This window comes from Spirillospora sp. NPDC048819, assembly GCF_040650055.1.
Classification (GTDB): Bacteria; Actinomycetota; Actinomycetes; order Streptosporangiales; family Streptosporangiaceae; genus Spirillospora.
This window is the reverse complement of sequence record NZ_JBEZGN010000003.1, coordinates 46,407-72,144: the sequence shown is the minus strand read 5'-3', so window position 1 is coordinate 72,144 and position 25,738 is coordinate 46,407. Positions and strand designations below refer to the sequence as shown.

General features: G+C 72.2%; 22 protein-coding genes. 4 read left to right on the top strand and 18 right to left on the bottom strand.

The features are described from left to right. Positions 1 to 10: 10 nt before the first annotated feature. On the bottom strand, positions 11 to 1,045 hold the full coding sequence (locus AB0C35_RS06240; RefSeq protein ID WP_358451234.1) for a CoA transferase: 1,035 nt from the start codon (positions 1,043 to 1,045) through the stop codon (positions 11 to 13). 243 nt (positions 1,046 to 1,288) lie between these two features. Here AB0C35_RS06240 and AB0C35_RS06235 point away from each other — a divergent pair, with 243 nt between their 5' ends. Continuing rightward, positions 1,289 to 2,995: an LLM class flavin-dependent oxidoreductase gene (locus AB0C35_RS06235; RefSeq protein ID WP_358451233.1), complete on the top strand. Its 1,707-nt coding sequence runs from the start codon at positions 1,289 to 1,291 to the stop codon at positions 2,993 to 2,995. 27 nt (positions 2,996 to 3,022) lie between these two features. Here AB0C35_RS06235 and AB0C35_RS06230 read toward each other — a convergent pair whose 3' ends face one another. Both AB0C35_RS06230 and AB0C35_RS06225 read right to left on the bottom strand, forming a co-directional pair. Further along, the gene (locus AB0C35_RS06230; protein WP_358451231.1) at positions 3,023 to 3,760 is read right to left on the bottom strand and encodes a hypothetical protein; all 738 of its coding nucleotides are present in this window, start codon (positions 3,758 to 3,760) and stop codon (positions 3,023 to 3,025) included. An 87-nt stretch (positions 3,761 to 3,847) separates the two neighbouring features. Then, the gene (locus AB0C35_RS06225; RefSeq protein ID WP_358451229.1) at positions 3,848 to 5,044 is read right to left on the bottom strand and encodes an MFS transporter; all 1,197 of its coding nucleotides are present in this window, start codon (positions 5,042 to 5,044) and stop codon (positions 3,848 to 3,850) included. Between the two features lie 157 nt (positions 5,045 to 5,201). Here AB0C35_RS06225 and AB0C35_RS06220 point away from each other — a divergent pair, with 157 nt between their 5' ends. Further along, complete coding sequence (locus tag AB0C35_RS06220; RefSeq protein WP_358451227.1) at positions 5,202 to 6,170, top strand: LysR family transcriptional regulator; 969 nt, start codon at positions 5,202 to 5,204, stop codon at positions 6,168 to 6,170. 31 nt (positions 6,171 to 6,201) lie between these two features. Here AB0C35_RS06220 and AB0C35_RS06215 read toward each other — a convergent pair whose 3' ends face one another. From AB0C35_RS06215 to ahcY (AB0C35_RS06200), 4 genes are all read right to left on the bottom strand, one after another. Then, positions 6,202 to 7,131 carry a hypothetical protein gene (locus AB0C35_RS06215; RefSeq protein ID WP_358451225.1) on the bottom strand — a complete coding sequence of 310 codons (930 nt, stop codon included), beginning with the start codon at positions 7,129 to 7,131 and terminating at the stop codon, positions 6,202 to 6,204. 118 nt (positions 7,132 to 7,249) lie between these two features. Next, entirely contained in the window at positions 7,250 to 7,828 is a 579-nt protein-coding gene (locus AB0C35_RS06210; RefSeq protein ID WP_358451223.1) for a hypothetical protein, read from the bottom strand. A gap of 3 nt (positions 7,829 to 7,831) precedes the next feature. Next, positions 7,832 to 9,088, bottom strand: a complete 1,257-nt coding sequence (ahcY, locus tag AB0C35_RS06205; protein WP_358451221.1) for an adenosylhomocysteinase — start codon at positions 9,086 to 9,088, stop codon at positions 7,832 to 7,834. Positions 9,089 to 9,157: 69 nt separating this feature from the next. Then, a complete protein-coding gene (ahcY, locus tag AB0C35_RS06200; RefSeq protein WP_358451219.1) occupies positions 9,158 to 10,591 on the bottom strand; it encodes an adenosylhomocysteinase in 1,434 nt (477 codons plus the stop codon). A gap of 174 nt (positions 10,592 to 10,765) precedes the next feature. Between ahcY (AB0C35_RS06200) and AB0C35_RS06195 the strand changes: the two genes are divergently transcribed. Beyond that, positions 10,766 to 11,122 carry a MerR family DNA-binding transcriptional regulator gene (locus AB0C35_RS06195; RefSeq protein ID WP_358451217.1) on the top strand — a complete coding sequence of 119 codons (357 nt, stop codon included), beginning with the start codon at positions 10,766 to 10,768 and terminating at the stop codon, positions 11,120 to 11,122. Positions 11,123 to 11,177: 55 nt separating this feature from the next. Here AB0C35_RS06195 and AB0C35_RS06190 read toward each other — a convergent pair whose 3' ends face one another. The 7 genes from AB0C35_RS06190 to AB0C35_RS06160 form a co-directional block, all read right to left on the bottom strand. Then, entirely contained in the window at positions 11,178 to 11,849 is a 672-nt protein-coding gene (locus AB0C35_RS06190; protein ID WP_358451215.1) for a response regulator transcription factor, read from the bottom strand. Positions 11,850 to 11,972: 123 nt separating this feature from the next. Then, positions 11,973 to 13,583, bottom strand: a complete 1,611-nt coding sequence (locus AB0C35_RS06185; protein ID WP_358451213.1) for a histidine kinase — start codon at positions 13,581 to 13,583, stop codon at positions 11,973 to 11,975. A gap of 373 nt (positions 13,584 to 13,956) precedes the next feature. Continuing rightward, the gene (locus AB0C35_RS06180; RefSeq protein ID WP_358451211.1) at positions 13,957 to 15,024 is read right to left on the bottom strand and encodes a cation diffusion facilitator family transporter; all 1,068 of its coding nucleotides are present in this window, start codon (positions 15,022 to 15,024) and stop codon (positions 13,957 to 13,959) included. Next, positions 15,021 to 16,208: an SIS domain-containing protein gene (locus AB0C35_RS06175; RefSeq protein WP_358451209.1), complete on the bottom strand. Its 1,188-nt coding sequence runs from the start codon at positions 16,206 to 16,208 to the stop codon at positions 15,021 to 15,023. The genes AB0C35_RS06180 and AB0C35_RS06175 overlap by 4 nt, the downstream gene beginning before the upstream one ends. Continuing rightward, positions 16,205 to 16,387 carry a Trm112 family protein gene (locus tag AB0C35_RS06170; protein ID WP_358451207.1) on the bottom strand — a complete coding sequence of 61 codons (183 nt, stop codon included), beginning with the start codon at positions 16,385 to 16,387 and terminating at the stop codon, positions 16,205 to 16,207. Before AB0C35_RS06170 ends, AB0C35_RS06175 begins: the two co-directional genes overlap by 4 nt. A 39-nt stretch (positions 16,388 to 16,426) precedes the next feature. Then, the gene (locus AB0C35_RS06165; RefSeq protein WP_358451205.1) at positions 16,427 to 17,782 is read right to left on the bottom strand and encodes a phosphomannomutase/phosphoglucomutase; all 1,356 of its coding nucleotides are present in this window, start codon (positions 17,780 to 17,782) and stop codon (positions 16,427 to 16,429) included. A gap of 275 nt (positions 17,783 to 18,057) precedes the next feature. After that, positions 18,058 to 18,438 (bottom strand): DUF3499 domain-containing protein, encoded by a 381-nt coding sequence (locus tag AB0C35_RS06160; protein ID WP_358451203.1) that lies wholly within the window; start codon positions 18,436 to 18,438, stop codon positions 18,058 to 18,060. Positions 18,439 to 18,761: 323 nt separating this feature from the next. Between AB0C35_RS06160 and AB0C35_RS06155 the strand changes: the two genes are divergently transcribed. After that, positions 18,762 to 19,238, top strand: a complete 477-nt coding sequence (locus tag AB0C35_RS06155; RefSeq protein ID WP_358451201.1) for a metallopeptidase family protein — start codon at positions 18,762 to 18,764, stop codon at positions 19,236 to 19,238. Positions 19,239 to 19,272: 34 nt separating this feature from the next. On the opposite strand, the gene AB0C35_RS06150 is transcribed toward AB0C35_RS06155, so the two are convergent. The 4 genes from AB0C35_RS06150 to AB0C35_RS06135 all read right to left on the bottom strand — a co-directional run bounded on the left by AB0C35_RS06150 (position 19,273) and on the right by AB0C35_RS06135 (position 25,694). Continuing rightward, the gene (locus tag AB0C35_RS06150; RefSeq protein ID WP_358451199.1) at positions 19,273 to 20,757 is read right to left on the bottom strand and encodes a DUF5719 family protein; all 1,485 of its coding nucleotides are present in this window, start codon (positions 20,755 to 20,757) and stop codon (positions 19,273 to 19,275) included. Beyond that, the gene (locus tag AB0C35_RS06145; protein WP_358451197.1) at positions 20,754 to 24,017 is read right to left on the bottom strand and encodes a glycosyltransferase; all 3,264 of its coding nucleotides are present in this window, start codon (positions 24,015 to 24,017) and stop codon (positions 20,754 to 20,756) included. Before AB0C35_RS06145 ends, AB0C35_RS06150 begins: the two co-directional genes overlap by 4 nt. A gap of 213 nt (positions 24,018 to 24,230) precedes the next feature. Then, positions 24,231 to 24,494: a WhiB family transcriptional regulator gene (locus AB0C35_RS06140; protein WP_021594342.1), complete on the bottom strand. Its 264-nt coding sequence runs from the start codon at positions 24,492 to 24,494 to the stop codon at positions 24,231 to 24,233. Positions 24,495 to 24,716: 222 nt separating this feature from the next. After that, entirely contained in the window at positions 24,717 to 25,694 is a 978-nt protein-coding gene (locus AB0C35_RS06135) for a hypothetical protein (RefSeq protein ID WP_358451194.1), read from the bottom strand. Positions 25,695 to 25,738 lie beyond the last annotated feature (44 nt).

Here is a 25,738-nt window from a genome sequence, read left to right as displayed (position 1 = left end):
CACCCGAGTATCAGTCCGTGAGACGCCCCCAGCCCTGCCCGCGATGCTCGTCAAGTTCCGCGACCGGCCCTTCGGGAAGCGGCGGGTGCACGGTCGTCCGCACCGGTCCCTCGGCCTGGATCCGCCGCTGCGCGAAGTGGCCGAGGCCGAGCATCTCGGCGCGGGACAGCACGGGCGCGACCGGCGCGCCGGCCTCGGTCAGGCGCTCGATCGCCTCCGCCCCGGTGAGCTTCCCGACCGCCGCGGTCACGGCCGCGTCCAGCTCCCCGATCCTGCCCAGCCGCTCGGCGAACGGGACGTCCGCGTGCTCGCCGATCCCGAGGGCGCGGCAGGTCGCGGCCCACAGCCGGTCCTCCGAGACGACCCCCAGCGTGATCTTCCGGCCGTCCTTCGCCGGGTACACGCCGTAACCGGGCACGGGCCCGGCCCCCGACCGCCGGGTCGCCTCCGGGACGGTGCCGACCCAGTGGGCCAGGACGTCCGCCATCCCGAGGTCGATCCGGTCGCCGACGCCGGTGGCCCGCGCCTTCAGGCAGGCCGCGGTGATCGCGAACGCGGCCATCGTCGCGGCGGACATGTCCGCGATGGGCAGCTCGTCCGCCTCCGGGGACACGGCGTCGGGCGGCATCGCGGCGGCGTACGCGCGGTAGTTGATGTCATGTCCGGGGACGTCCGCCAGCGGCCCTTCGGCGCCGTACCCGGAAACGGAGCAGTAGACGAGGCCCGGGTTGAGCTCCCGCAGCACGCCGTGCCCCACCCCGAGCCGGTCGGCGACACCGGGCCTGAAGCCCTCGACGAAGACCTCGGCGTCCCCGGCCAGCTCCCGGCACCGCGCGAGCCCGACCTCGGACTTCAGGTCGAGCACCATGCTGCGCTTGTGCCGGTTGAGGACGTCGAAGTGATCCCGGAACATCCGCATCGGCTCCCCGCCCGGCGGCTCCACCTTGATCACGTCCGCGCCGAGCTGGGCGAGCAGCTGGGTGGCGTACGGGCCGGGCCGCCACATCGTCAGGTCCAGGACCCGGAGTCCGTCCAGCGGCGCCATGCGCCTCCTCCCGCCGTCTACGTCCGGTTCACGGTGCCGCCCCGATACCCACCCCGTCAAGCGAACGCTTGGTCGGCGGAACGTCGAACAGCAGCGCAAGACAGGTGCGCCGCCTTCCCGACCGGCCGTGCTCGTTGACGTGGCGTCCAATCGGGGTGAGGCTGACCCGGAGGCGACCGGGTGACAAGCGCGACCGGGTGACGAGGGCCGCCGAACCTGGTCTCGTACCAGGAGGTGGTTGCGATGCGGTTCTCCCTCTTCTACGAGCACCAGTTGCCCAGGCCGTGGAGTGACGGTCAGGAACTGAAGCTCTACCAGGACGCCCTGGACCAGGTGGAGATCGCCGACCGGGTCGGCTTCGACTACATATGGGCGGTGGAACACCACTTTCTGGAGGAGTACTCCCATTCGTCGGCGCCGGAAGTGTTCCTCGCCGCCGCGTCTCAGCGGACCAAGCGTGTGCGGCTCGGGCACGGCATCGTGCAGTTGCCGCCCGCCGTCGACCATCCCGCCCGCATCGCCGAACGCATTGCGACGCTCGACCTCGTCTCGAACGGCCGCGTGGACTTCGGGACGGGCGAGTCCAGTTCGAGCGCGGAACTGGGCGGATTCGGCGTGCGCCGCACCGACAAACGCGCCCAATGGCAGGACGCGATCGACGCCATCACCCGCATGTTCGTCGAGGAGCCGTTCGCCGGGTGGAACTCCCCCGACATTCAGATGCCGCCCCGGAACGTCCTGCCGAAGACCGTCCAGAAACCCCACCCGCCGCTCTGGGTGGCGTGCTCACGCCGCGAGACCATCCAGTTCGCCGCCCGCAACGGCATGGGCGCCCTCTCGTTCTCCTTCGTGGAACCCGAGGACGCGGGCGAATACGTCGACGAGTACTACCGCATCCTCGCCTCGGACGAATGCGTCCCGGCGGGCTTCGCGGTGAATCCGAACGTGACCGTCGTCCTGCCGATGATGCTGCACGAGGACGAGGCCACCGCCATCGACCGCGGCATCGACGGGGCGCATTTCTTCGCGTTCGCCCTCGCGCACTATTACGGCAACACACCGCACGATCCCGGCCGTACCGACGTCTGGCAGGAGTTCCTGGAACGGCGGGACTCCCGCGGCTTCTCCCGCGAGCAGATCATCGCCAACGCCGAGACCCTCAACGTCAACGTCGGTTCGCTGCGCGGCGCCGTCGGCACACCGGAGCAGGTCATCGAGCTGATCCGGCGCTACGAATCGGTCGGCGTCGACCAGATCTCCTTCGTCCTCCAGGCGGGCCCGAACGAACACGAGCACATCTGCGAGACCCTCGAACTGTTCGGGAAGGCCGTCCTGCCGCACTTCACCGAAGGCCGCGGCGAACGCGAAGCCGCCAAGGCCGAACGGCTCGCGCCCGCCATCGAGGCCGCCCTCGCCCGCCGGAAACCGGCCCGGACGACGCCGCCCGGATACCGCATCGACGAGGACGCGGAAGTCGCCCGCGCGCACCGCTCGTCCCGGGCCCGGCGCCCCGTCGCCGCCGACATTCGCGCCGCGAGCCGCAGGCGGTTCAGGCAGGGCTTCTACAAACTCGTCCACGACCGGACCGACGCGCAGATCGAACGTCGTTTCGGCCCGAACGCCCAACGCCTCTTCTTCGCCGGCATGGCCCGCGCCTACGACCCGTCCGCATCGGGCGGTTTCACCGGCGAACTGGAATTCCGCCTGACCCGCACGGGCGGTGAGACCACCTGGGCGCTCGAAATCGGCGAGACCCGAGCCCGCGCTCGCCCGGGCCACGCGAAGGACCCGGCCCTCACCCTCACGATGTCGACGGCCGACTTCCTGCGAACCCTGGCGGGCGACGCGAATCCCGCGTCCCTGCTCATGGACGGCCGCCTGGAACTACGCGGCGACTTCGAGCTGGCACCGCGCCTCAGCGAAATGTTCGGCGGCCCGTCCCCGTACTGATCGGTGGCCGTGGTCCCCCGGTTTTCCCTATTTGGCGGACGGGCGTCCGGCGACGAGATCGCTCAGCCGGTCACCGAGCCGCTGCACGGGCAGCCGGTACCGGCGTTCGCGGATCCGCGAGCGCCGCTCCTTCCGCGAGTCCGGCGAGTACCGGTGCCGCGCCCAGATCGAGTCCGGCCGTGCCAGCCGGACGGCCCCGACCAGCGCGATCACCCCGACGAACAGTCCGATGACCCCCGTCCAGATCTTGCCCTTGAGCAGGGCGATGACGGCCACGCACGCATCGAGCAGGAGAACGAGCACGACGCTCCACAACCCGTCCCCCGCGAGGTCGTGCACTCCCAACGGCCGCAGGCCCAGCAGCAGGAGCCCGCATAGAGCGATCGTGATGAACACGACCTCGACCGACAGCCTGCCCTGCTCGCTCCAGTAGACGTCCTGCAGGTAGAGCACCAGTGCGAACTCGTCCAGCACCAGGGCCGTACCGACCCCGAAGACCGCCGCGGACACCGCCGCCCACCCGGACGACCCGTCCTCGACGGCCAGCCCGCCGACGCCGCCGACGCACATGAACACCAGGCCGAACACCACGTGATGGACGTGCTGCCCGCCCGGCGTGAAGTTCCCCGGCCACCACCGCACCTGCCGCCGGATCATCCGCACGCTGAACCGGATGAACAGGAACCCGGCGATGAACGCCACGAAGAAAAAGAACAGCCGGAGCCGCCCCGTGTCGGCGATCTCCCGCCCGAACCACTCCCCCACACCAGAGGGCCTTCCCGCCGCAGGGCAAGGGCCGGTCACCCAAGGCCAACGGTTCCCTACCGAACCCGGCCGGCGGTCCGTCGTCCATCAGCGGCGGGGCAGCAGGAGGGGGGTTGCCAGAAGGAGGAGGCCGGCCATCGCGATCGCGGTGCGGGGGGTGGTGACGGCGGCCAGCAGGCCCCAGAGTGCGGTCAGGGCCGCGGCAGTGGCGTTGTTGGTGACCGACCATGCGGCCAGGGTGCGGGCGACCCGGTCCGTCGCGGTCTGCTGCAGGCGGTAGGTGGCGTACAGCGGGTTGAACACGCCCACGCTGGTGATCAGGCCGAGTTCGACGATGACGACGAGCACGAGGCCGGTGGCGCCGGGGTGGACGAAGACCAGTCCGAGCAGCCAGCATGCGCGCACTGCGCCGGCCGTGAGCATGACCTTGCGCTGATCGAACCGCGTGACGAGCCGGGGAGCCAGCCGTGAGCCGATGAGGCCGCCGATGCAGGGGGCGCCGAACGCCAGGCCGTACTGCCACGGGGTGAAACCGAGGCGTCCGAGCATGAGGACGGCCAGCAGCGGCGCGGTCGCGAGGATCAGGCCGTTGACCAGGATCGTGTTGAACAGCAGCGGGCGCAGCGCCGGGTGGGTCAGGATGTACCGCCATCCTTCGAGCAGGTCGCCGGCCCGGAACCGGGGCGCGCCGGTTCGGGTGGGACGTGGCTCCTTCCCGCCGATCGCGCGGACGGCCGCGGCGGACAGCAGGTAGCTGGCCGCGTCGGCCAGAACGGTCGTCACCGGGCCGAACAGGCCGATCGCGGCCCCGCCGAGCGGTGGTCCCAGCATGGTGGCGGTCCAGGTCGTGGACTCGAACCGGCCGTTCGCGACGAGCAGGTCGCCGGGTGGGACGAGCGCTTTCAGGAACGCCCCGCTCGCCGCCCTGAAGGCGATGCCCGCCGCGGCGACGATCACGGACACGACCAGGAGCTGGACGAGGGTGAGCCGGCCGAGCGCGAACGCCGCGGGGACGCTCAGCAGCGCCGCGAACCGGGTCAGGTCCATCGCGATCATCACGGGCCGTTTGCGGCTGAACTCCACCCAGGGGCCGAGCAGCACCGCGACCGCCGCGCCCGCCGCCAGGCCCGCGGCCGACAGCAGGGACACCTCGGCCGGGCCGGCGTCCAGCACCAGGATCGCGATCAGGGGGAACGCGTCGAGCGCGAACCAGGTGCCGAGCGTGCTGGCCGCGTAGGCCGTCCAGAGCCACCCGAAGGGCCGGCCCAGCGACCGTGTGACCACCTTGCCCCGCGCCCCCCGCCGTCCCCCGCCGTCCCCCGCCGTCCCCCGCCAACTTCACGTTGACCGACGTGACCGTAGCCAGCGGGGCTTCCCGTGATCAAACAACTTGGTCGACGGCGAGCTACAACGGTTCGTTGTGGGTCTAGGGTTCTGCCTCGTGAATCTCGACGCCGTCCGCACGTTCGTCGCCGTCGCGGACGCGGGCCGCTTCCAGGAGGCCGCCGCGGATCTGTCGATCACCCAGCAGGCCGTCTCCAAGCGGATCGCCGTGCTGGAGAAGGACCTCGGCGTGCGGCTGTTCACCCGCACCGCGCGCGGGGCCGGGCTCACCGTCGACGGGCAGGCGTTCCTCCCGCACGCCCGCGACCTCCTGCGCGCCGAGGAGCGGGCGGCCGCGTCCGTGCGGCCCGGCCGCCGCGCGCTGCGCGTCGACGTGATCGGGCGGCAGCTCGCGCCGGCGGGTCTGCTCCGCGGCTTCCACCGCGCGCATCCGGACATCGAACTCGAGGTCGTGACCCTCTTCGACGCCGGCGCGGCGATCGCGGCCGTCCGGGCGGGGACCATCGACGCGTCCTTCCGCGCCGTCGCCCTGCCCGCGCGGCTCCTCCCCCGCGGCGTCGAGACCGCGCGGGTCCACGATGAGCCGATCCAGCTCCTCACCGGGGCCGCCCATCCGCTCGCGGCGGCCGGTGCGGTCACGCCCGCCGGGCTCGCCGGTCACCGGATCTGGATGCCCGGCCTCGTCCCCGGAACCGAGTGGGCCTCCTACTACGGCGAACTCGCCGCCGCGTTCGGGCTCACCATCGATCGCATCGGACCCGGCTTCAACACCGAGCCCCTCCTGGACGTGATCGCCGACTCTCCGGACGTGGCGACCCTCGTCGGCGAGCAGACCCGGCTGCTGTGGCCCGCCGACTACGACCTGCGGCGCGTGACCGTCCATGACCCGACACCGGTTTACCCGCACTCGCTGATCTGGCGCGGCGACAACCCGCACCCGGCGCTCACCGCACTCCGCGACCACCTCGGCTCCGCGCGGCGCGGCCATCGCGGCACCGGCACCTGGACGCCGGACTGGGCCGACGTCGCCGGCGCCGGGTTTCAGCCGGGCGGTGGACGGATGTGAAAGCCGCGCCCTCACCCGGCCGATCGGCGGGTCAGTCGCCCAGGGAACGGAGTTTCTCGGTCACTGTGGGGCGCAGCTTCTTCATGCACAGCACCGGCAGGTAGGCGCCGTCGCTCGTCATGACATGGGTGGCCTCGGCGGGGCACTCCTTCTCGGCCGCCACGCGGCCGACGACCTTGGCGACGGCCTGGGTGCTCCCGCAGTCGGCCTTCTCCGGGCCGCCGATCTTGAAGGAGGGGTCGCCGATGCAGTCGCCGGCGGCCAGGACGCCGCCGCCCGCACCGAGGCACAGGACCGGGCGGGTGACCTTCCCGCCGCCGAAGGACCGCATCCGCATCGTCTCCAGCGTCTTCGCCGGGCAGGACCGCTCCGCGTCGACCCGGGCGATCACCTTGCCGTACCACGTCGAGCCGGAGCAGGGCGTCTCCTTGCCGAAGCCGACGGAGCCGCCGCTGACGCAGTCGCCGGCGGAGAGCAGCGCGCCGCCCGCGCCCGGGTCGCCCGGATGCGGGCCCTTGACGTTGCGGACGCACGCCTCGAAGTAGTGCTTGTCACCGGTCTTGAGCGTGACGTTGGTGATGCCGTCGGTTCCGGCGGGGCAGTCCGGCTCGGCCCGCGTGCCGAACCCGAAGGCGGAGGCCTCCCCCTCACCCGTGATCTTGAGAACCTTGGCCTTGGCCTCGGAGTCGCCGCAGGGCACGCGTCGACTGGCCGGAATCTTGTTGCCGGCGTCCGTCCCGAAGCCGGTGTCGACGCACTGCTCGGCCTTGAGCGGACCCGTCGTCTCACCGATGTCCTTGAACATCGAGACGCCGAGGGCCGCCACCAGGAGCGCGGCCACGACGCCCACGCACAGCAGCACGAGCTTCGGCGGCTTCTTGGCGGACGGAGGGGCTGGGGCGCCCGGTGGGGGGACGGGAAGCGGCGGCTGCCCCTGCCGGTCCGGTGCTCGGCCGTACACGTCCGCGACCTCCTGATCATGGCGAGAATTGAGACGGTATCGGCAAGCGCATACCAGAGCAGCTTGTTGATCGTTCCGTGACGGGGGCTGGACCCGCGCGTCGCCGTGCGGTCTCGCGCTAGGTGAGGAGGTTGGGCCGGGATTCCAGGGCGGTGAGTTCTATGCCGGGGGCTGCCAGGACGACGTCGCCGGCGACGTGCACCGTTTCGATTTCGCCTGTGGACAAGTCCGTGACGTCGTACTGCGAGACCGGAAGCGGTTCAGTGTCGGTTTCGTAGGTTGACGTTCCGGCCCGATGCCATCGCCAGGTCGCCGTCAGCGGCGCAAGGGACGGGCCGCTGAACCGGACGAGGCGGACGTCCGTCTCCGCGCCCTCGTCCAGGTCCAGAGAGCGCGCGACCGCGATGAGGAAACCGGGCGAGTCGGCCATGAAGCCGGCCGCCCGTTCGGTGTGCTCGGTTCCCGCCTCACCGGCCGCGCGTACCCAGGCGACCTCGGGGCCGGTGACGCCGCCGCGGAGCCACCATGTCGGCGTGACGAGTTCGAGGCGGATCTGGCGCCAGCGCGCGTCCACGACCAGGTCCACGCGGACCCCGTCCGTACGCTGGGACGTGTAGCGCCAGCCGCCGGGGCCCGGAGCGCACTGGAACCGCTCTTCAAGCTCCTCGTCCAGGTGGAGGTAGGTGCCTGCGGGCACGGCTCAGGACCCGATGCGCCAGGAGTGCAGATAGTCCTCCTGGTCTTTGGTCAGCAGGTCGATGGAGATGGACATCGACGCCAGCTTGAGGCGCGCCACCTCCGTGTCGATCTCCTTCGGGACGTCGTGGACGGCCGGGGCCAGGGTCGAGTGGGCGGTCGCGAGCCACGCGCACGTGAGGGCCTGGTCGGCGAACGACATGTCCATCACGGCGGCCGGATGGCCCTCGGCGGCGGCCAGGTTGACCAGGCGCCCCTCGGCGAGGAGGACGAGGCGGCGGCCGTCGGCCAGGACGTACTCGTCGGCCTGCGGACGCACGCCCCGGTGGACCTCCACGGCCATCTCGGCCAGGGCGCGGACGTCGATCTCGACGTCGAAATGCCCGGAGTTCGCGAGGATCGCGCCGTCCTTCATCACCGCGAGGTGCTCACCGTTCACCACATCACGGTTGCCCGTGACCGTGATGAACACGTCGCCGTCGGCGGCCGCCTGCGCCATGGGCTGGACGGAGAAGCCCTGCAAGGCCGCGTCCAGTGCCTTGACCGGGTCGATCTCGGTGACGACCACACGGGCCCCCAAGCCGCGTGCCCGCTCGGCGAGGCCCCGGCCGCAGTAGCCGAACCCCGCGATGACGATCGTCTTGCCGGCCAGGAGCGTGTTCGTCGCGCGGATGATGCCGTCCAGGGTCGACTGGCCGGTGCCGTACCGGTTGTCGAACATGTGCTTGGTGTCGGTGTCGTTGACCGCGACCATGGGGAAGCGGAGCGCGCCTTCAAAGGCCATCTGGTGCAGGCGGATGACACCCGTCGTCGTCTGCTCGCACCCCGCCTTGACCGTGCCGAGCAGGTCGGTTCGGTCGATGTGCAGCGTGTTGACCAGATCGCAGCCGTCGTCCAGGACGAAGTCGGGCGCGGTCTCCAACGCCTGGTGGATGTGGGCGTAGTAGCCCTCACGGTCGATGCCCGCCCGCGCGAAGACCTCCGCCCCGTACTCCTGGACGAGCGCGGCGGCCGTGTCGTCCTGGGTGGACAGCGGGTTGGACGCGGCGAGCGCGACGCTCGCGCCGCCCGCCTGGAGGGTGCGGATCAGCCCGGCGGTCTCGGTGGTGATGTGCATGCACGCCGCGATCTTCAGCCCGTCCAGGGGACGTTCGCCGGCGAACCGTTCCCGGATCTGCCGCAGGACGGGCATGCTCCGGTCGGCCCACTCGATCCGCTTGACGCCCTCATACGCCAGCGAAGCATCCGCGATATCGCTCATCAACACCCCTCAAGGCGCGAACCGCCGCACGGCCGACGGGGCCGTGCGGCGGTCCGAAACCACCGGATTCTAATAACGGTAGTGGTCGGGCTTGTAGGGGCCTTCGACGTGGACGCCGATGTAGGCGGCCTGCTCCTTGGTCAGCTCGGTGAGCTTGACGCCGAGCGCGTCCAGGTGGAGGCGGGCGACCTTCTCGTCCAGGTGCTTCGGCAGGACGTACACGTCGATCGGGTACTCGTCGGTCTTGGTGAACAGCTCGATCTGGGCGATGACCTGGTTGGTGAACGAGTTGGACATCACGAACGACGGGTGCCCGGTGGCGCAGCCCAGGTTCATCAGCCGGCCCTCGGCCAGGACGAGGATGGAGTGGCCGTCCTCGAAGCGCCACTCGGCGACCTGCGGCTTGATCTCGATCTTCTCGATGCCGGGGGTCTTGGCGAGGCCCGCCATGTCGATCTCGTTGTCGAAGTGCCCGATGTTGGACACGATCGCCTGGTGCTTCATCCGGCCCATGTGCTCGGCCGTGATGATGTTGAAGTTGCCGGTGGTCGTCACGAAGATGTCGGCGATGTCGACGACGTCGTCCAGGGTGGTGACCTGGAAGCCGTCCATCGCCGCCTGCAGCGCGCAGATCGGGTCGATCTCGGTGACGATCACGCGGGCGCCCTGGCCGCGGAGCGCGTCCGCGCAGCCCTTGCCGACGTCGCCGTAGCCGCACACGACCGCGACCTTGCCGCCGATCAGGACGTCGGTGGCGCGGTTCAGGCCGTCGATCACCGAGTGCCGGCAGCCGTACTTGTTGTCGAACTTCGACTTGGTGACCGAGTCGTTGACGTTGATCGCCGGGAACGCGAGCGTGCCGGCCTTCGCCATCTCGTAGAGGCGGTGGACGCCGGTGGTGGTCTCCTCCGTGACGCCCTTGACGGCGGCGGCGGTCTCGGTCCAGCGGCCCGGCTGCTCGTCGATGGTGCGGCGGAGGGTGTCGAGGATGATGCCCCACTCCTCGGGGTCGTCCTCGGTCGCGGCGGGCACGGCGCCGGCCTTCTCGTACTCGGCGCCCTTGTGGACGAGCAGGGTCGCGTCGCCGCCGTCGTCCAAGATCATGTTCGGGCCGCCGTCGGCGCCCGGCCAGCGCAGCGCCTGGTCGGTGCACCACCAGTACTCTTCGAGGGTCTCGCCCTTCCACGCGAACACCGGGACGCCCTTCGGGTCGTCGACGGTGCCGTCCTTGCCGACGACGACCGCGGCGGCGGCGTGGTCCTGGGTGGAGAAGATGTTGCAGGACACCCAGCGGACGTCGGCGCCGAGCTCCACCAGCGTCTCGATCAGCACGGCGGTCTGGATGGTCATGTGCAGCGAGCCCATGATCCTGGCGCCGCGCAGCGGCTTGGCGGCGGCGTACTCCTTGCGCACCGCCATGAGGCCCGGCATCTCGTGCTCGGCGAGCCGGATCTCCCGGCGCCCGAAATCGGCCAGCGACAGGTCGGCGACCTTGTAGTCCATGCTTTCGATGCTCCCTTGGTGGTGGCGGGTCCGCGGGGTGCGGGGTCGGTGCGCAATCCTCGTGGGGACGTGCTCGTGCGAACGTGGGCGTCAACGCGTGAGTCTACGGTCGGCGGGCGCCCCCTGGCACGGCCGGAGGCGACTTCCTGACACAAATTTGTCAGAATTGGCCTCATGCGCATCACGGAGGCCGCCCGGCGGCTCGGCACCTCGCCCCGCATGCTCCGCTACCGCGAGGCCCTCGGGCTGCTGCCCAGCACCCGGGAGGCGTACTCCGGCGGCGGGCGCGGCGGCGGCCACCGCCAGTTCGGCGACGCCGAGCTGCGGGCCGTCGCACTCGCCCTCGCCCTGGAGAAGCGCTACGACATCGGCCCCGCCGAGCTGGCGTTCGGGCTGCGCGTCCTGGCCGAGCCCCAGGTGCAGTCGCACGTGCGGGAGCTGGGCGAACGCATCGGACGGCTGTCCGCGCCGCCCACCCGCGCGCTCGACTTCGAGAAGGAGAAGGCCATGCGCCTCCTCCGCCGCCGGTAGGGGCCGTCCGAACGGCCTCAGCCGTCGCCCGAGCGCGGTGGCACCGGGACCGCGATCAACAGGCGTTCTCGCCGGGGACGACGACTCCGGACTCATAGGCGAGCATGACGGCCTGGGCCCGGTCGCGCAGGCCGAGCTTGGTGAAGACCCGCGCCACGTGCGTCTTGACGGTGTGCTCGCTGACGACGAGCCGCTGCGCGATCTCGCCGTTGGACAGCCCGCCCGCGATGAGGACGAGGACCTCCGACTCCCGGGCGGTCAGCGTCGACAGCTCCGAGGGCGCCTGCGGCCGGCTGCGCCGCTGCTTGGTGAACTCGCGGATCAGCCGGCCGGTGACCTGCGGGGCGAGCAGCGAGTCGCCGCGCGCCACCACCCGGACGGCGGAGACGAGCTCGTCCGCCGTCGCGTCCTTCAGCAGGAAGCCGCTCGCGCCGACGGCGAGCGCCTCGTAGACGTACTCGTCCACGTCGAACGTCGTCAGCACCAGGACCCGGACGCCCTCCGACCCGGGCAGGGCGAGGATGCGGCGGGTGGCCTCGATGCCGTCCATGCCGGGCATCCGGATGTCCATGACGACGACGTCGGGACGGCTGCGTTCGGCGATCCGGACCGCCTCGCGCCCGTCGCCGGCCTCGCCGATGACCGTGATGTCGTCCTGCGCGGCGAGCAGGGCGGCGAACCCGGCCCGCACGATCGTCTGGTCGTCGACGATCAGCACATTGATCACCGTTGCCGCCTCACGGGCTCAGTGAAGAAGGGGATGCCGGCGACGGGCGCGCCGGCGATGGGCACGACAGCAGGGGACGCGCCGCCGGTGGACGCGCCACCGGTCGACGCTCCGGCGGCGGGGTCAGCGGCCGCCCGGGGGCGCCTCGGAACCGTGTCCACGGGTCGAATTCCCCTCCCTCGTCAGCGGAAGCTCGGCCTCCACCAGAAACCCGCCCTCGGCGGCCGGGCCTGCGGAGAACCGTCCGCCCAGCATCGTCGCACGTTCCCGCATCCCGACGAGCCCGTGTCCGCCACCGGACTCCGGCGCCTCCAGCCGGGTGCGTCCGGGGTCCGCGGACGTCCGGCCCGCGGGGTCCACTATCGCGGTACGGGAGGCGGGGTCGTCGCGGTTCAGGACCCTCGTCGGCGCGGACGCCTCCCGCCCCGCCTGATCCTGCGCGGGCGGCTGCCCGCTGTCGCGGACGCGGACCGCCAGCCGGTCCGGCAGGAACATCAGGTCGACGTGCACTCCGGCGCCGGGCGCGTGCCGCCTGGCGTTCGTCAGCGCCTCCTGGACGATCCGGTACGCCGACAGCTCCACGGTCGTGGACAGCGAACGCGCGTCGCCGTGCACGGCGAGGTCGACGCGGCCGCCGGCGCCGCGGTGCTGCTCGATCAGGTCGGGCAGCCGGTCCAGCCGCGGCTGCGGGGAGTTGGCCGCCTCCGGCTCAGGCGCGGCGTCCGCGCGCAGGACGCTGAGCAGCCGCCGCATCTCCACCAGCGCGTCCCGCGCGGTCTTGGCGATCTCGGTGTAGCCGGCGCGGGCCTCCGGCGACAGGTCGTCCATCGTGTACGGGGCCGTCTCCGCCTGCACCGCGATCATGGAGACGGAGTGCGCGACGACGTCGTGCAGCTCGCGCGCGATGCGGGCGCGTTCCCGCATCACCGCCTGCTCCCGCTGGACGGCGGTGAGCCGGGTGAGGGTCTCGTTGGTGCGTTCGGCGGCCTCCGCCTCGGTCCGCCCGGCCGACTCCACGACGCGCCGCGCGTCCCCGAGGCCGATCGCGGCGAGGACGGCGATGAACGCGGCCGGCCACGGGATGTCGTCCAGCGTGTCCGTCGCCAGATAGACGACCGCGAGCGTCGCCACGCTGCCGATCGCGAGGACGCCGGTGGACTGGCGGGGCAGCTGCCGTCCCAGGGCGTAGAGCGTGTAGAGGGCCGCGAAACCGGTGGTGATCAGCAGGATCCCGCCGGTGAGCAGGTTCGCGGCGACCGCGCCGAGCACCACGGCCGCGACCGGGCGCAGGTTCTCGCGGCGCCAGACCAGCGGGAGCGTCGCCGCGACCGCGAACCCGGCCGCGAGGCTGATCGGCGAGTCGGCGCGCGGCGCCAGTTCGCCGAGGGCGGCGATCGTGAGGGCGAGGCCGGTCAGCGGGGCGAAGTACCAGGAGCCGGCGATCTCCCGCCACGTGTTGATCCACCGGGGCAGCGGCGCCGTCACGTCCGCCGGGCCGCCGGGCGCTCCGGCGGCGCCGGGCATGCCGGGGGACGGGCCGCGTCCGCCGTTCAGCCGCACCGCGAGCCGGACGGCCAGCGGGCGCAGCAGGGCGCCGATGCCGGTGAGCAGCCACAGCAGCAGTTGCCCCACGCCCGCTACGATCCGGCCGGACAGCCGCCACGCGTGGTGCGCGAGCGCTGGGCCGAACCCCGCGGGGTCGGGTCCGGTCCGGGCCTTGTCGTCGGAGGTCACCCTTCAATAGTGACCGCTGGGGCGTGCACTTTCCTCACCACGCGGATGTATGCGGGCGGCGCGAGTCCACCTGGAGTACCACGCGCTTTCCCTCCCTGAGGGGGACGTGCCGGAGAGCAGCGCGAACGTAGTGTCTTAACCGTGACCGCGACGGTGGCCGAGCCGACGTAGGGGGTTCGGCGAGGCCACCGCGGTCACACCAGAACCGCCCGGTTTCAGGGGTCCGGGCGGGGAGGCATGGGAGCACCTCGCCGGACGGCCGTGGTTCGCGCCTCTTCGGAGGCACTCGCCGGTCTCGCCTGGGCTGGGGTCGACCGGCACGGCGGCGGCCGCCCGGCGAGGGGTCCCATGTTCTCTCGGATCGACTGCTCTTTCAGGACGACGCGGGGCTCTCCGGCGTCGTCGCCTCGGCGCCGGGCTCATCCGCGCCCGTCTCTTCCGCGCCCGTCTCTTTCGCGCTCGTCTTTTTAGCGCTCGTCGCCTCCGGGCTCGACTCCGGGCTGTCGGCGGGAGCCGGGACGCTCTTGGTCGAGGGCTCGCTCAGCGCCGGCTCCAGGTAGATCAGCTTCGCCTCCGGGCACGTCGCCCGGATCTTCGCCTCGGCCGCGTCGATGCCCCGGGCCACGTCCGCGGCCGTGTCGTCGTGGTTGACGGCGATCTTGGCGGCGATCAGCAGCGCCTCCGGGCCCATGTACTCGGTGCGCATGTGCATGAGGTGGTCGACCTGGTCCACCGACTCCAGCGCCTCGACGATCCGCCGCTCGGTGTCGGGGTCGGCGCCCTCGCCGATCAGCAGGCTCTTGGTCTCGATCGCCAGGATCGTCGCGACCCCGGCGAGCAGCACGCCGATCGCCACGGTGCCGATGCCGTCCCACACGCCGTCACCGGTGGCCACGGCCATCGAGACGCCGAACAGCGCGAGGACCAGGCCGATGAGGGCGGCGAGGTCCTCCAGCAGCACCACCGGCAGCTCGGGGGCCTTGGCGCGGCGGATGAACGCCCACCAGGACTGGTCGCCGCGGACCTTGTTCGACTCCTGGATCGCGGTGCGGAACGAGAAGATCTCCATGATGATCGCGACGGTCAGCACACCGAAGGCCCAGCCCGCGGACTTGACCTCCTCCGGGTGGGAGATCTTGTGGTAGCCCTCGTAGAGCGAGAACGCCGCACCGACGGTGAACAGGACGACCGCGACGACGAACGCGTAGAAGTAGCGCTCGCGGCCGTACCCGAACTGGTGCTGCTGCGTCCGGTCGCGCACCGAGCGCTTGCGGCCGAGGAGCAGCAGGCCCTGGTTCCCCGAGTCCGCCACCGAGTGGATCGACTCGGCGAGCATCGACGACGAACCGGTGAACGCGAACGCGACGAACTTCGACACCGCGATCCCGAGGTTGGCGGCCAGCGCGGCGACGATGGCCTTTGTTCCGCCCTCAGCACTCATCTTTGGGAGATCCTCGCTTTGAGTTCTTGAATGGCCGGCACCGGAGTGGGGTCCACGCCCAGCGCGATAGCCAAGTAAACCGTGACATAGTCCGCCATCGCGATCAGGCTCGCGATTCTTTCCAGCGGATGCTCGCCTTCCGCCCGGATCTCCGTCACCGCCACACCCCGGTCCCGGGCCATTCCGGCGGACGCCTCGCACCGCTTGCGGACCTGCGGATGCTCCTCCGCGTCCCGCATGAGCACGAGGTGCAGGCCGTGCTCGGGATCGTCGGCGCGGTCACGGAAGAAATGGTCGTCGTCCGCGGGCGTGGAGGCCGGCGCCCACACCGACCCGTCCGGGTCGGCCGGGGAACCGCCGCGGGCGAAGAAGCCGTCGAACGCCATCACCTGGTTGTGGTCCGCCTCCGGAACCTCACCGAAGACGCCCGGGTACTTGGCGTTCTCGTTGAGCTGGCAGCACAGCCGGTAGGCCGCCGTCCCGGCGAGCGCGGACGACCCCCACACCAGCGGCATGTCGCCCGTCAGATCGAGCGCGATCCGCTTGGCCGGGTTGACGAACGGCTCGCTGGACGGACGGCACCGGTGCGCGACGTCCTCCAGCAGGACGGCGGTGGACTCCAGCACGGCGTCGGACACGTCCGCCAGGCCCAGCGAGCGGGCGGCGAGGATCAGCGGGATCGTCAGGCCCCACAGCGTCGACCGCGGCTGCCCCACCGACCGCACGGGGACGAACACCCCGCGGCTTCTGTCGGACAGGCCCGCGAGCGGTGAACCGGCCCCGCCGACGAACAGCAGCCTGCATCCGCGGCGAGCGGCCTCGGCGGCGACCTCAAGGGTCTCCTCCGTCTCCCCGGAGCAGGACACCGCGACGACGAGGTCGGCGGCGCCCACCCAGCCGGGCAGCCGGTAGCCGCGCACCGTCGTCACCGGGACCGCGCAGCCCACCCCGCACACGGCGGCGAGGACGTCGCCCGACAGGCCAGAGCCACCCATGCCGGCGACCACGATCGCGCGGGGCCTGCCGTCCTCGGCGAGCCCGGCGACGCCCGCCTCGGACGCCGCCCGCTGCGCCTCCCGCACCTGCGCGGCCGACGACGCGACCTGCCGCAGCATCCCCCCGGGATCGGCCGCCTCGGCCGCCGCCCCGTCCTCCAGCCGCGAAGGGTCCAGCCCCTCTGTCACGAGGCGGGGGTCCTGGCCTCGTCGACGAGCAGGACGGGGATGTCGTCGCGGACGGGGTAGGCGTAGCCGCACGAGCCGGTGCACACCAGTTCGGCGGCGTCGTCATCGGCGCGGAGGTCGCCGCCGCAGTTGGGGCAGGCGAGGATCTCCAGGAGCCAGGATTCGAGCTTCATCGTCATTGCAGCGTCACTTCCCTCAGCAGTCACTTCCCTGGCCGGTCATTTCTCCCTGACCAGGGCCAGGACCTCGTCACGGATCGCCGCCATGGTCGCGTCGTCGCCCGCCTCCGCGTTGAGGCGCAGCAGCGGCTCGGTGTTGGACGGCCGCAGATTGAACCACCATCCGGCGGCCTTGTCGCCGACCGTCAGGCCGTCGAGTTCGTCGATCGCCACCCCGGGCCGTCCGGCGAAGGCCTCCCGGACCTTCCCGGCCGCGCCCTCCTGGTCGGCGACCTCGCTGTTGATCTCGCCGGACGCCACATAGCGGGTGTACTCGCGGAGCAGTCCGGAGAGCGGCTCGTCCTGCTGCCCGAGCGCGGCGAGGACGTGCAGCGCCGCCAGCATGCCGGAGTCGGCGAACCAGAAGTCGCGGAAGTAGAAGTGCGCCGAGTGCTCGCCGCCGAACACCGCGCCCGTCTCCGCCATCGTCTGCTTGATGAACGAGTGCCCGACGCGCGTCCGGACGGGCGTCCCGCCGTGCTCGGCGACGATCTCCGGGACGGCCTGCGAGGTGATCAGGTTGTGCACGATCGAGGAGCCCGGATGCTTGGCCAGCTCCCGCGTGGCGACCAGCGCGGTGATCGCGGACGGGGCGACGATCTCGCCGCGCTCGTCGACCACGAAGCAGCGGTCGGCGTCGCCGTCGAACGCCAGCCCGATGTCGGCGCCCGTCTTGCGGACCTCGGCCTGCAGGTCGCGCAGGTTCTCCGGTTCGATCGGGTTGGCCTCGTGGTTGGGGAACGTGCCGTCCAGCTCGAAGTACAGCGGCACCAGGTCGATCGGGAGGCCCTCGAACACCGGCGGAACGGTGTGCCCGCCCATGCCGTTGCCCGCGTCCACGACGACCTTGAGCGGGCGGATGGACGACAGGTCGACGAGCGTCTTCAGATGGTCGGCGTAGCCCTTCAGGACGTCGCGCCGGGAGACCGTGCCGGGCTCGCCGTCATAGGCCGGGACGCCGTTCTCGATCATTTCGCGGATGTCGGCGAGGCCGGTGTCCTGGCCGACGGGCCGGGCGCCCGAGCGGCACAGCTTCAGCCCGTTGTACTTGGCGGGATTGTGGCTCGCGGTGAACATCGCGCCGGGCAGGCCGAGGCTGCCGCTGGCGTAGTAGAGCAGGTCGGTGGAGCCGAGCCCGGCCTCGATCACGTCCGCGCCCTGGGACGTCGCGCCCCGCGCGAACGCCTCCGACAGCGGCACCGACGACTCGCGCATGTCATGGGCGGTGACGATCGCGCTCGCGCCGGTCACCCGGACGAACGCGGCGCCCGCCGCCTCGGCGGTCGCGGCGTCGAGCTCGTCCGGTACGACGCCGCGGATGTCGTACGCCTTGAAGATCTTGGCGAGGTCGCCCACTCCTGCTCCCTGTCCAGAAGAACCCGCTCCGGAAGGGCCCGGCCCGGGCGAACGCGCCCCGGAAAGAACCCTGCCCGCATGAACACCGCTTGTTCGACACCGCTTCGTACGAGCGCCGCTCGCACGGACACCGCTTTGCATGAACGCCGCCGAAGAAGCGACAGGGTCACGAGCCTACCGAAATGGGCGGCCGCGACCGGCCGGGGCGTCGCCACACGGGCGGCGCGGTTCCGGGGTGGACGTCCGTGGGGCAGGCGTCTCCCGAGGTGGCGCGGTCACTCCTGGCCGGGCTGCGTCGCCGCGGGCTCCGAGCGGAGCACCCGCAGGTGGCCGCGGCGGCCGACCTCCGTGCCCTGCCCGACGGGCTCCTGGCCCGATCCAGGGGCGGGCTTGGCGGCCTCGCGGACGGCGTCGGCGAGGGCCTCCAGGTCGTCCGCGCTCGGCTCGGACTCCTCTTCGACCGGCAGCCGCACCAACTCCCAGCCCATCGGAGCGGTGAGTCGCTCGGAGTGCTCTGCGCACAGGTCGTAGCAGTGCGGCTCGGCGTACGTGGCTAGCGGCCCCAGTACCGCGGTGGAGTCACGGTAGACGTACGTGAGCGTGAACACTGCTGGCGCCTTGCAGGCGGTGCGGGAGCAGGTACGGACGGGGCTCACGATGGCTGACCGTACCTCCCTCCCACCGGCTCCGCCACCACCCGGGCACACGTGTCGCCGTTACCGGGCGATTTCCGGGGCAACAACTACATTCCGTGTGGTCTCCGACCCTCACCGTGGGGTGTCTGGACGCCGGCGGTGCCCGGGCGGTAGGCGATGACCTGCTCGCCGGGGACGGGCGGCGGCAGAGGTACTCTTGAGGCGTGCGATCCCGTGTGGCAGGCGTACGGCGTCGCGATCGGCACGGTCGTGGCGTTCGTGGTCCTCTGACACCCCCGCAGGCGCCGGTCTCACGCACCCGCGCGGAGCGGTTCGACGACCTCGTGGACGACGAGGTGCGGCGGCTGGGCCTGCGCTGGGGCCGGGAACTGGCGAGGGTCCAGTTCGCGGTCGAGGAGGTGCCGGGCCTCGAACCGCGCTTCGAGGGCCCCGTCCCGCTCAGCCAAACCGTCCTCCAGCCCCCGCCCACCACCATTCAATCGACGAGCTCCGCCCGGCCCAACGACTTCCAGCCCCCACCCACCACCGATCAGCCGACGAGCTCCGCCCGGCCCAACGACTCCCAGCCACCGCCCGCCACCGATCAGCCGACGAGCTCCGCTCGGCCGCTGCCCACCGCCGCCGGTGAGGGTGATCGGACGGTGCGGATCGTCGTCTTCCGCCGGCCCATCGAGGCCCGCGCTACCGGCGAGACGGAACTGGCCCGCATGATCCGCGACCTCCTCGTCGAAGAGGTCGCCGACCTGCTCGGCCTCTCCCCCGAACTCGTCGACCCCGGCTACGACTCCCCCGACGACTGAGCCCCCTCGCCTCTGCCCGGTGCGGGCGTGCCGGTCACTCGCCGGGGATGAGGGCGCTCTGGGAGCCGGCCGTGTCGGCCAGATGGACGGTCGTGGACGCGGGGACGATCGGCAGGACGGTGAACAGGTACTCGTCGCCCTTGCCCGTGGAGAGGGTGCGGGAGGCGTAGACGGGGGCCGAGCCGGGCTCCGTGGTGATCACGGCGCCGTAGGCGGCGGCGTCCTCGGACGGGGCGGCCAGGTCGGTCAGCACGGTCCGTCCGGCCGGGATCCTGATCTCCTGCGGGGCGCTCCCGCCTTCGGCGTTCATGGTCCTGACCTTGACGGTCGCGGCGCCGGCCGGGGCGGTCAGCACGAGGGCGGAGTCGAACCGGTTGTCGGCGACGATGCCGGGGCCGGACCCGGTGAGCGGCCGGGTCGCGGTGCCGTAGGCGACGTCGGCGCCCCGCTCGGCGGCGAAGCCCGCGAGGATCGGGCGGTCGGCGACCAGCCGGACGGCGGCGGTCTTGCCGAGCAGGGCGCGGTCGAGGGCGACGGCCGTGACGGTCTTGGCGGGGGCGTCCAGGATGTCCTGGCCCTGCGGGGCGAACGCGCCGTCCGGCGTGATCACCTGCACCTTGATCCGGGCGTCGGCCTCGCCGGGCACGGCGACCAGCAGGCGGCGTTCGCCCGAGCCGCCCGGCACGCCGGGGATGAGCAGGGACGAGGCGGGGGCGGGCGACTGCGGCAGCCACTCGATGCCCTTCTTCTCACCGATCCGGACGCGCAGGGACGCCGCGACGCGGCCGCTGGTGGTGCGGACGCGCAGCGAGAGGTCGGCGGCGGTCTTCACGATGTCGCCGAGGCCCTCCGCCGACCCGCCGATCTTCACGACCTTGGTGGTGTAGGGGTCGACCCGGGTGCCGCGGCCGTCGACGGTGTCGAGGGGCCCTTCACCGGACAGGGCGGTGAGGTCCACGGACGCCGGCTGGGAGTCGACGTTGGTCAAGTAGAGGTCGAGTTCGTCGGCGGAGACGGGCCCGGGCCCCATGAACCACAGGTCGGTGCCAGGCGAGGCGCAGCGGGCGCCCGCGAGACCCCGGTCGTCGCCGCCGTCCCGGTGGGTGGTCTGTTCGGCTTCCAGTCCGGCGGCCATGGCGCCGGTGGCGCGGAGGGTGTAGGAGTCCTCGCCGGACTTGGTGTCCTGCTCCCAGCCCTGGCCCGGCGAGGACATGGACGCGAGCGCGGAGCCGCCCCTGGTCGGCGTCAGCGCGACGCTTCCGCCGGCCTTCCTGTCGGGGAGGGACTGGACGGCCAGCCGCCCGCCTTCGTGGCCGGGGCAGACCATCACCGCGGTGGTGACGGGGGCGTCCCGTCCGTTCTCGGAGGCCGGCCCCGGGCGGGAGAACGTCGCGGCCCCGTACAGCGCGGCGACGGCGACGAGCACGAGGGCGGCGGAGGCGTAGCGGAGGCTGAGGAGGTGCAGAACCTTGTCCAGGTTCACGTCCGGTTTCAGGTTCGGCTTGAGGTTCAGGTTCATGAGACCTCCTCCGGGCTGCGCTCTTCGACGGGCTCGGGGGGCGGGGCCTCGTGCCGGGCGCGGGAGTGGTTTCCGCGTCGGCGGCTTCGCCGTCCACGGCGCCGTTCGCGTTCACCGGCGAACGGGAGGTTCTCGGCCTGTGCGCCGGGGAGCGCCAGGGCGGCCACCAGCAGGACGGCGATGCCTTGAACGACCAGCCATGTGTGGCGCATCGTCATGGACCTGGTCAGCCGGAACTCTCCTCCGGCTGCGGGGATGTCGTAGCCCTGCGCCCAGCCGTCCACGGTCCGTTCTTTGACGTCCTCGCCGTTCAGGGTCGCTCGCCACCCACCGTCGGACGGTTCGGCCAGGAGGACGGTGCGCGTGCCCGTTCCCGGCGGGATCTGCACTCGGGCGCCGATCCTGCCTGCGGGAAGTGGCGTGAGAGTGGACCCCTGCAGAAGCATCATCCGGGCGGACGGCGACTGGAGCTTCCACACGGCGAACGTCTCCGTGCGGCTGAGGCGGGTCAGTTCGGGCGCCGCGTCAAGGGCCTTGGTGACGGGGTCCGTTCCGGGGTGTGGCACCAGGAGGTACTGGACGCCCATCCGGGTCAGGGCAGGCCCGGCATCGCCCTCGCGGCCGGCGACCAGACCGGCGACGATGTCGTCCAGGCGGTCGTGGGCTCGTCCGCCGTCCATGACCTCCGCTTCGCCGATCCTCGGACGTGCGTCTCTAAGGAGCGTGTAGGAGACACGTCCGGTCGGTTCCCGGTGCAGGACGAGGGTCCTCGGTCCGCCGGGGGTGTGCAGGAACGTGGGGACCGTGTCCGGGTCGAGTTTGGCGAGCGGGCCGCCCGCGCCCCCCGCGACCCAGAACCCGGCGGCCAGGAAAGGGGCGGTGAGCGCGGCGAGCACCACGGCCGCCCCGCCGGCCCTGTAGATCAGGTGGTTGCCCGTGAGGGCGTCGGTGGCGCGCTGGACGGCGGCGGTCGCGGCGAGCAGCACCCCGGCGCTCGCGAAGATGAGCGCGACGCCGGGCCAGACGGGCGCCTCGTCCGCCCCTTTGGTCACGGTGGCTGCGCTCGTCAGGACCGCGACGAGCAGCCCGAAGATGGCCAGCAGCCAGCCGGCCAGCACGGCGCCCCTGCGGCTGCGCAGCGGCAGGGCGCACACGGCGACCGCGAGGAGCCCGGCCAGCGTCCACCGCGCGGGCGTGCCGGGGCCGCCGGGGTCGAGCGCGAGGAGGTCGGCCGCGGCGGCGGGCTCGAACCGCCGGTGCAGGCCCGCCTCCGTCAGGAACCGCGACGGGTTCAGCAGGAGGCCGGCCGTCCACGGGAGCATCAGCAGCGGCGGAACGCCGAGCGCGATCGCGAGGTTGCGGCGCCCGCTCCGTCCCGGCCAGTCGAACAGCGCCCACACCACCACCGCGGCCACCACGCCGATCAGCCAGGTGAGCGGGACGAACGCCATCGCGATGGCCAGCAGCAGCGCGACCGTCCACGCGGACCGGCCCTCGCGCTTGCGCCGCGTCCGGGCGTCGGGAACGGCGGCGCCCGTGGCCGGCGACCTGGTGCTCGGCGCCCCGGAGCGCGGGAACCCGTACACGCGGGCGACGTGCACGGCGATCAGCGGAAGCAGGACGAGGACGACGGCGGTGCCGAGCCGTCCGCCCGCGATGGCGCCGGTGGCGGCGGGCAGCAGCGCGTACACGGCGGCGAACCACACCCGGACGGCGGAGACGGGGATGCGGCGACCCCTCGCGCGGGCGCGCCGCCCGGTGCGGGGCGCCTCCACCACCAGCAGCCGGGACGCGCGGTAGGCGGTGAGCCCGGCGAGCGGCACGCTGCCCAGCAGCAGGACCGACACCGCCAGCCACGGCTTCCCGAACAGCACCGTGGACAGGACGGCGAGGACCCCGACGTACGGCGGGCTCCCGGCGTCGCTGCCGAGCCCGACCGGATGCCAGCCGGACAGGTACTGGGCCCACAGGTCGCTCGCGCCGCCCCACGCGGGGACGAGGGCGCCGCCGCCGAGGTGTCCGGCGGCGGTGAGCAGGGAGCGTTCGGCGGCGATCGCGACGGCGGTCAGCGCCAGGGCGAGCATGACGCCGGGGCGGGCGAGGAACCGGCGGATCGGGCCCGGCTCGTCGGCGACGTTCTCCTCGTTCGGGTCCTCATCGCGCTGGTGGGCGCCGTCGCGTTCGTGGGCGGCGAGGTACTCCGAGATCGCCTCGGCCGTCCGGCGCGCCACGACCCAGCGGGCCTGGAAGCGCCGGACGCTGCGGTGCACGCGCGTCCGGCCGTCCGCGCGGGCGGCCCGCGCCCGCCGCAGCCGCCCCGGATCGCGCAGCACGTCCCCGAGTGCCCGGACCTCCTCGCGGGCCGCCACCGGCCGTTTGGTGACCGCCAGGCACAGCGCGTGGACGAGCGACGCCCAGATGTTGCGGGCCAGCGCCCGCAGCATCGCGGGCATGGGCTGGTTGGCGAGCAGCGTGTGAATGGCGTTGCGCCGGTCGCGGCGGGCCGGGTGCTCGGCGGTCATGCCGATCTCGCGGAGTCCGCGCCGGGACGCCTCCGCGTGGTACACGACGGCGTCGCTCGCGGTGACGACCCGGTGCCCGGCCGCGTGGACGCGCCAGCAGAAGTCGAGGTCGTCGCGGAAGAGGCCGTAGTCGACGTCGAATCCGCCGAGCCGGTCCCACACGTCGCGGCGGACCAGCATCCCGGCGCTGCCGACGGCCAGCACGTCGCGGACGCCGTCGTGCTGGCCCTGGTCGAACTCGTGCCGGTCCAGGCCCGTCTCGCGGCGTCCGGCGGCGTCCACGGTGACGCCCAGCTCACGCAGGACGCGCCGGTCGTCCCAGTCGCGGACCTTGGGGCCGAGCACCGCCATGTTGGGGTCGGTGTCCGCGGTCCGCAGCAGCTGGGCGAGCGCGTCGTGGGCGGGCGCGCAGTCGTCGTGCAGCAGCCAGATCCATTCGGTGCGGGTGTTCCCCGGGTCGTCGTCGGGGACGGGGGCGGACGCGGCGTCCTGGCGGAGCGCCTCCGCGACGGCCTCCCCGTAGCCGGTGGTGCGCGGCAGCGTGAGGATCGCGGCCTCGCCGACGACCTCGGCGAGCACGGCGGGGCCGCGGTCGCGGCTTCCGGTGTCCACGGTGAGGAGGCGCTGCGCCGGCCGCGCCTGCGTCAGCAGCGCCTTCAGCGTCTCCGGGAGCCAGCGTGCACCGTCATGGGCGACGAGGACGGCGGTGACGACGTGGCGATCGAGTGTGGGGGCCAAGGATCGCTCGATCTGTGGGACGACGGGTTCGTGGCTGAAGCGAGGGTGTTGGACGAAACGACTCAGCCGTGCCGACCCTAGGGCCGGCACGGCTGATAACTGTACGCGTGGCCGCGCGGGGCACGCCTTGGATCCCCGAGATCCGGGTGCGCGGCCGGTCCGCCGGGTCTCCCCCGTCGAGGACCTCGCGGCCCGCCGGCACCGCGGACCCGGTTAGACGGCCTGGCGCTTCAGCTTGCGGCGTTCCCTCTCGGAGAGCCCTCCCCAGATGCCGAAACGTTCATCGTGCTGCAGCGCGTACTCCAGGCACTCCGTACGCACCTCGCATGCCCGGCACACCTTCTTGGCCTCGCGAGTGGAGCCGCCCTTCTCCGGAAAAAACGCCTCCGGGTCCGTCTGCGCGCACAGTGCGCGCTCCTGCCAGCCCAACTCTTCACCGTCTGTGCCGTGCGCCAGCGGGATGACCACCTCGCTCACAGCGCACCTCCCTGCCCGTGGAACCCCCTGGTCAATGCCATCCCTCCGGTTTCTTCCCCCGGGAAGGCATTGAAACTACACGGTCGAAATTACACGCGTGTAGCGCCCGCCCCGTCAAGCCGGATGGCTTTCCAGGGCGACTTGGCGGGTTATGCCGGGATGCGCGGGCTGACCCTCAGCTGAAGATCAGTTAATCCGCCGGTCACCGTCGGAGCAGGTGCCTCACTGCGGAGGCGGGGGACGGTTGTCGCGGTACCAGTCGCCGCCGTCGTCGGGACGCTGCTCACCGCCGGGCGCGGGCTGGGTCCCCTGCGGGCCCCGGTCCTGCCCCGAGCCGCCGTACGCACGGGTCCACTCGCCCATCTCCTCCTGCTCGGAGGCGGGCTGCGCGCCCTGCTGCTGCTCGTAGCCCTGCTGGCCCTGGTAGCCGCCGCCCTGCCCGCCGTACTGCTGGTAGTCCTGCTGGCCGTACTGCTGCGGCTGCTGGCCGTACTCCTGCTGGCCGTACTCGGCCTGCTGGCCCTGCTGCTGGCCGTACCCCTGCTCGTACCCCTGCTGCGCGCCCTGCTGGCCCTCGGCGCCCTGCTGGCCGTACTGCTGGTACTGCTGGTACTGCTGCTGCCCGTACTGCTGCTGGCCCTGCTGGCCGAAGTCCTGCTGGCCGTACTGCTGCCCCTGCGCGCCGGGCTGGCCCTGCTGGCCCTGCTGGTACCCGAAGTCGGGGTAGCCCTGCTGCATCTGCGGCTGGGCCTGCGGACGCGGCGGCTGCATCCCCTGGAAGACGGTGTAGACGTACCAGCCGCCGACACCGACGACGGCGAGCTTCCCGGCGCCGATCAGGAACACCGAGAGCTTCGTGAGCGCGCCCGCGGAATCGGAGTCGGCGAGCATCCCGCTGAGCCAGCTGACGACGCCGAACAGGGCGATGCCGCCGAGGACTCCGAGCGCCCCCATGGTGATCGTCCGGGCCTGCGGCGTGGGACGGTCGCCCCAGGTCGCCAGCAGGACCGCGAGCACGAGAAGCCCGACGATCCCGATCTGCAGGAACATCCCGTCGCGGGTTTCGAGCAAGGCGCGGAAGGTGAAGGTGCCATCGTCGCCCAGGAGCGTGATGATGCCCGCGAGCAGTTGCACGCCCGCCGAGGCGAGCAGTACCCAGGCGGCCGGTTCGCGCAGGCGCTGGACGGCTTCCTTGTTCACGGTGACATCTCCAGACCGAGGCAATGCGATTACACGGCAAAGCT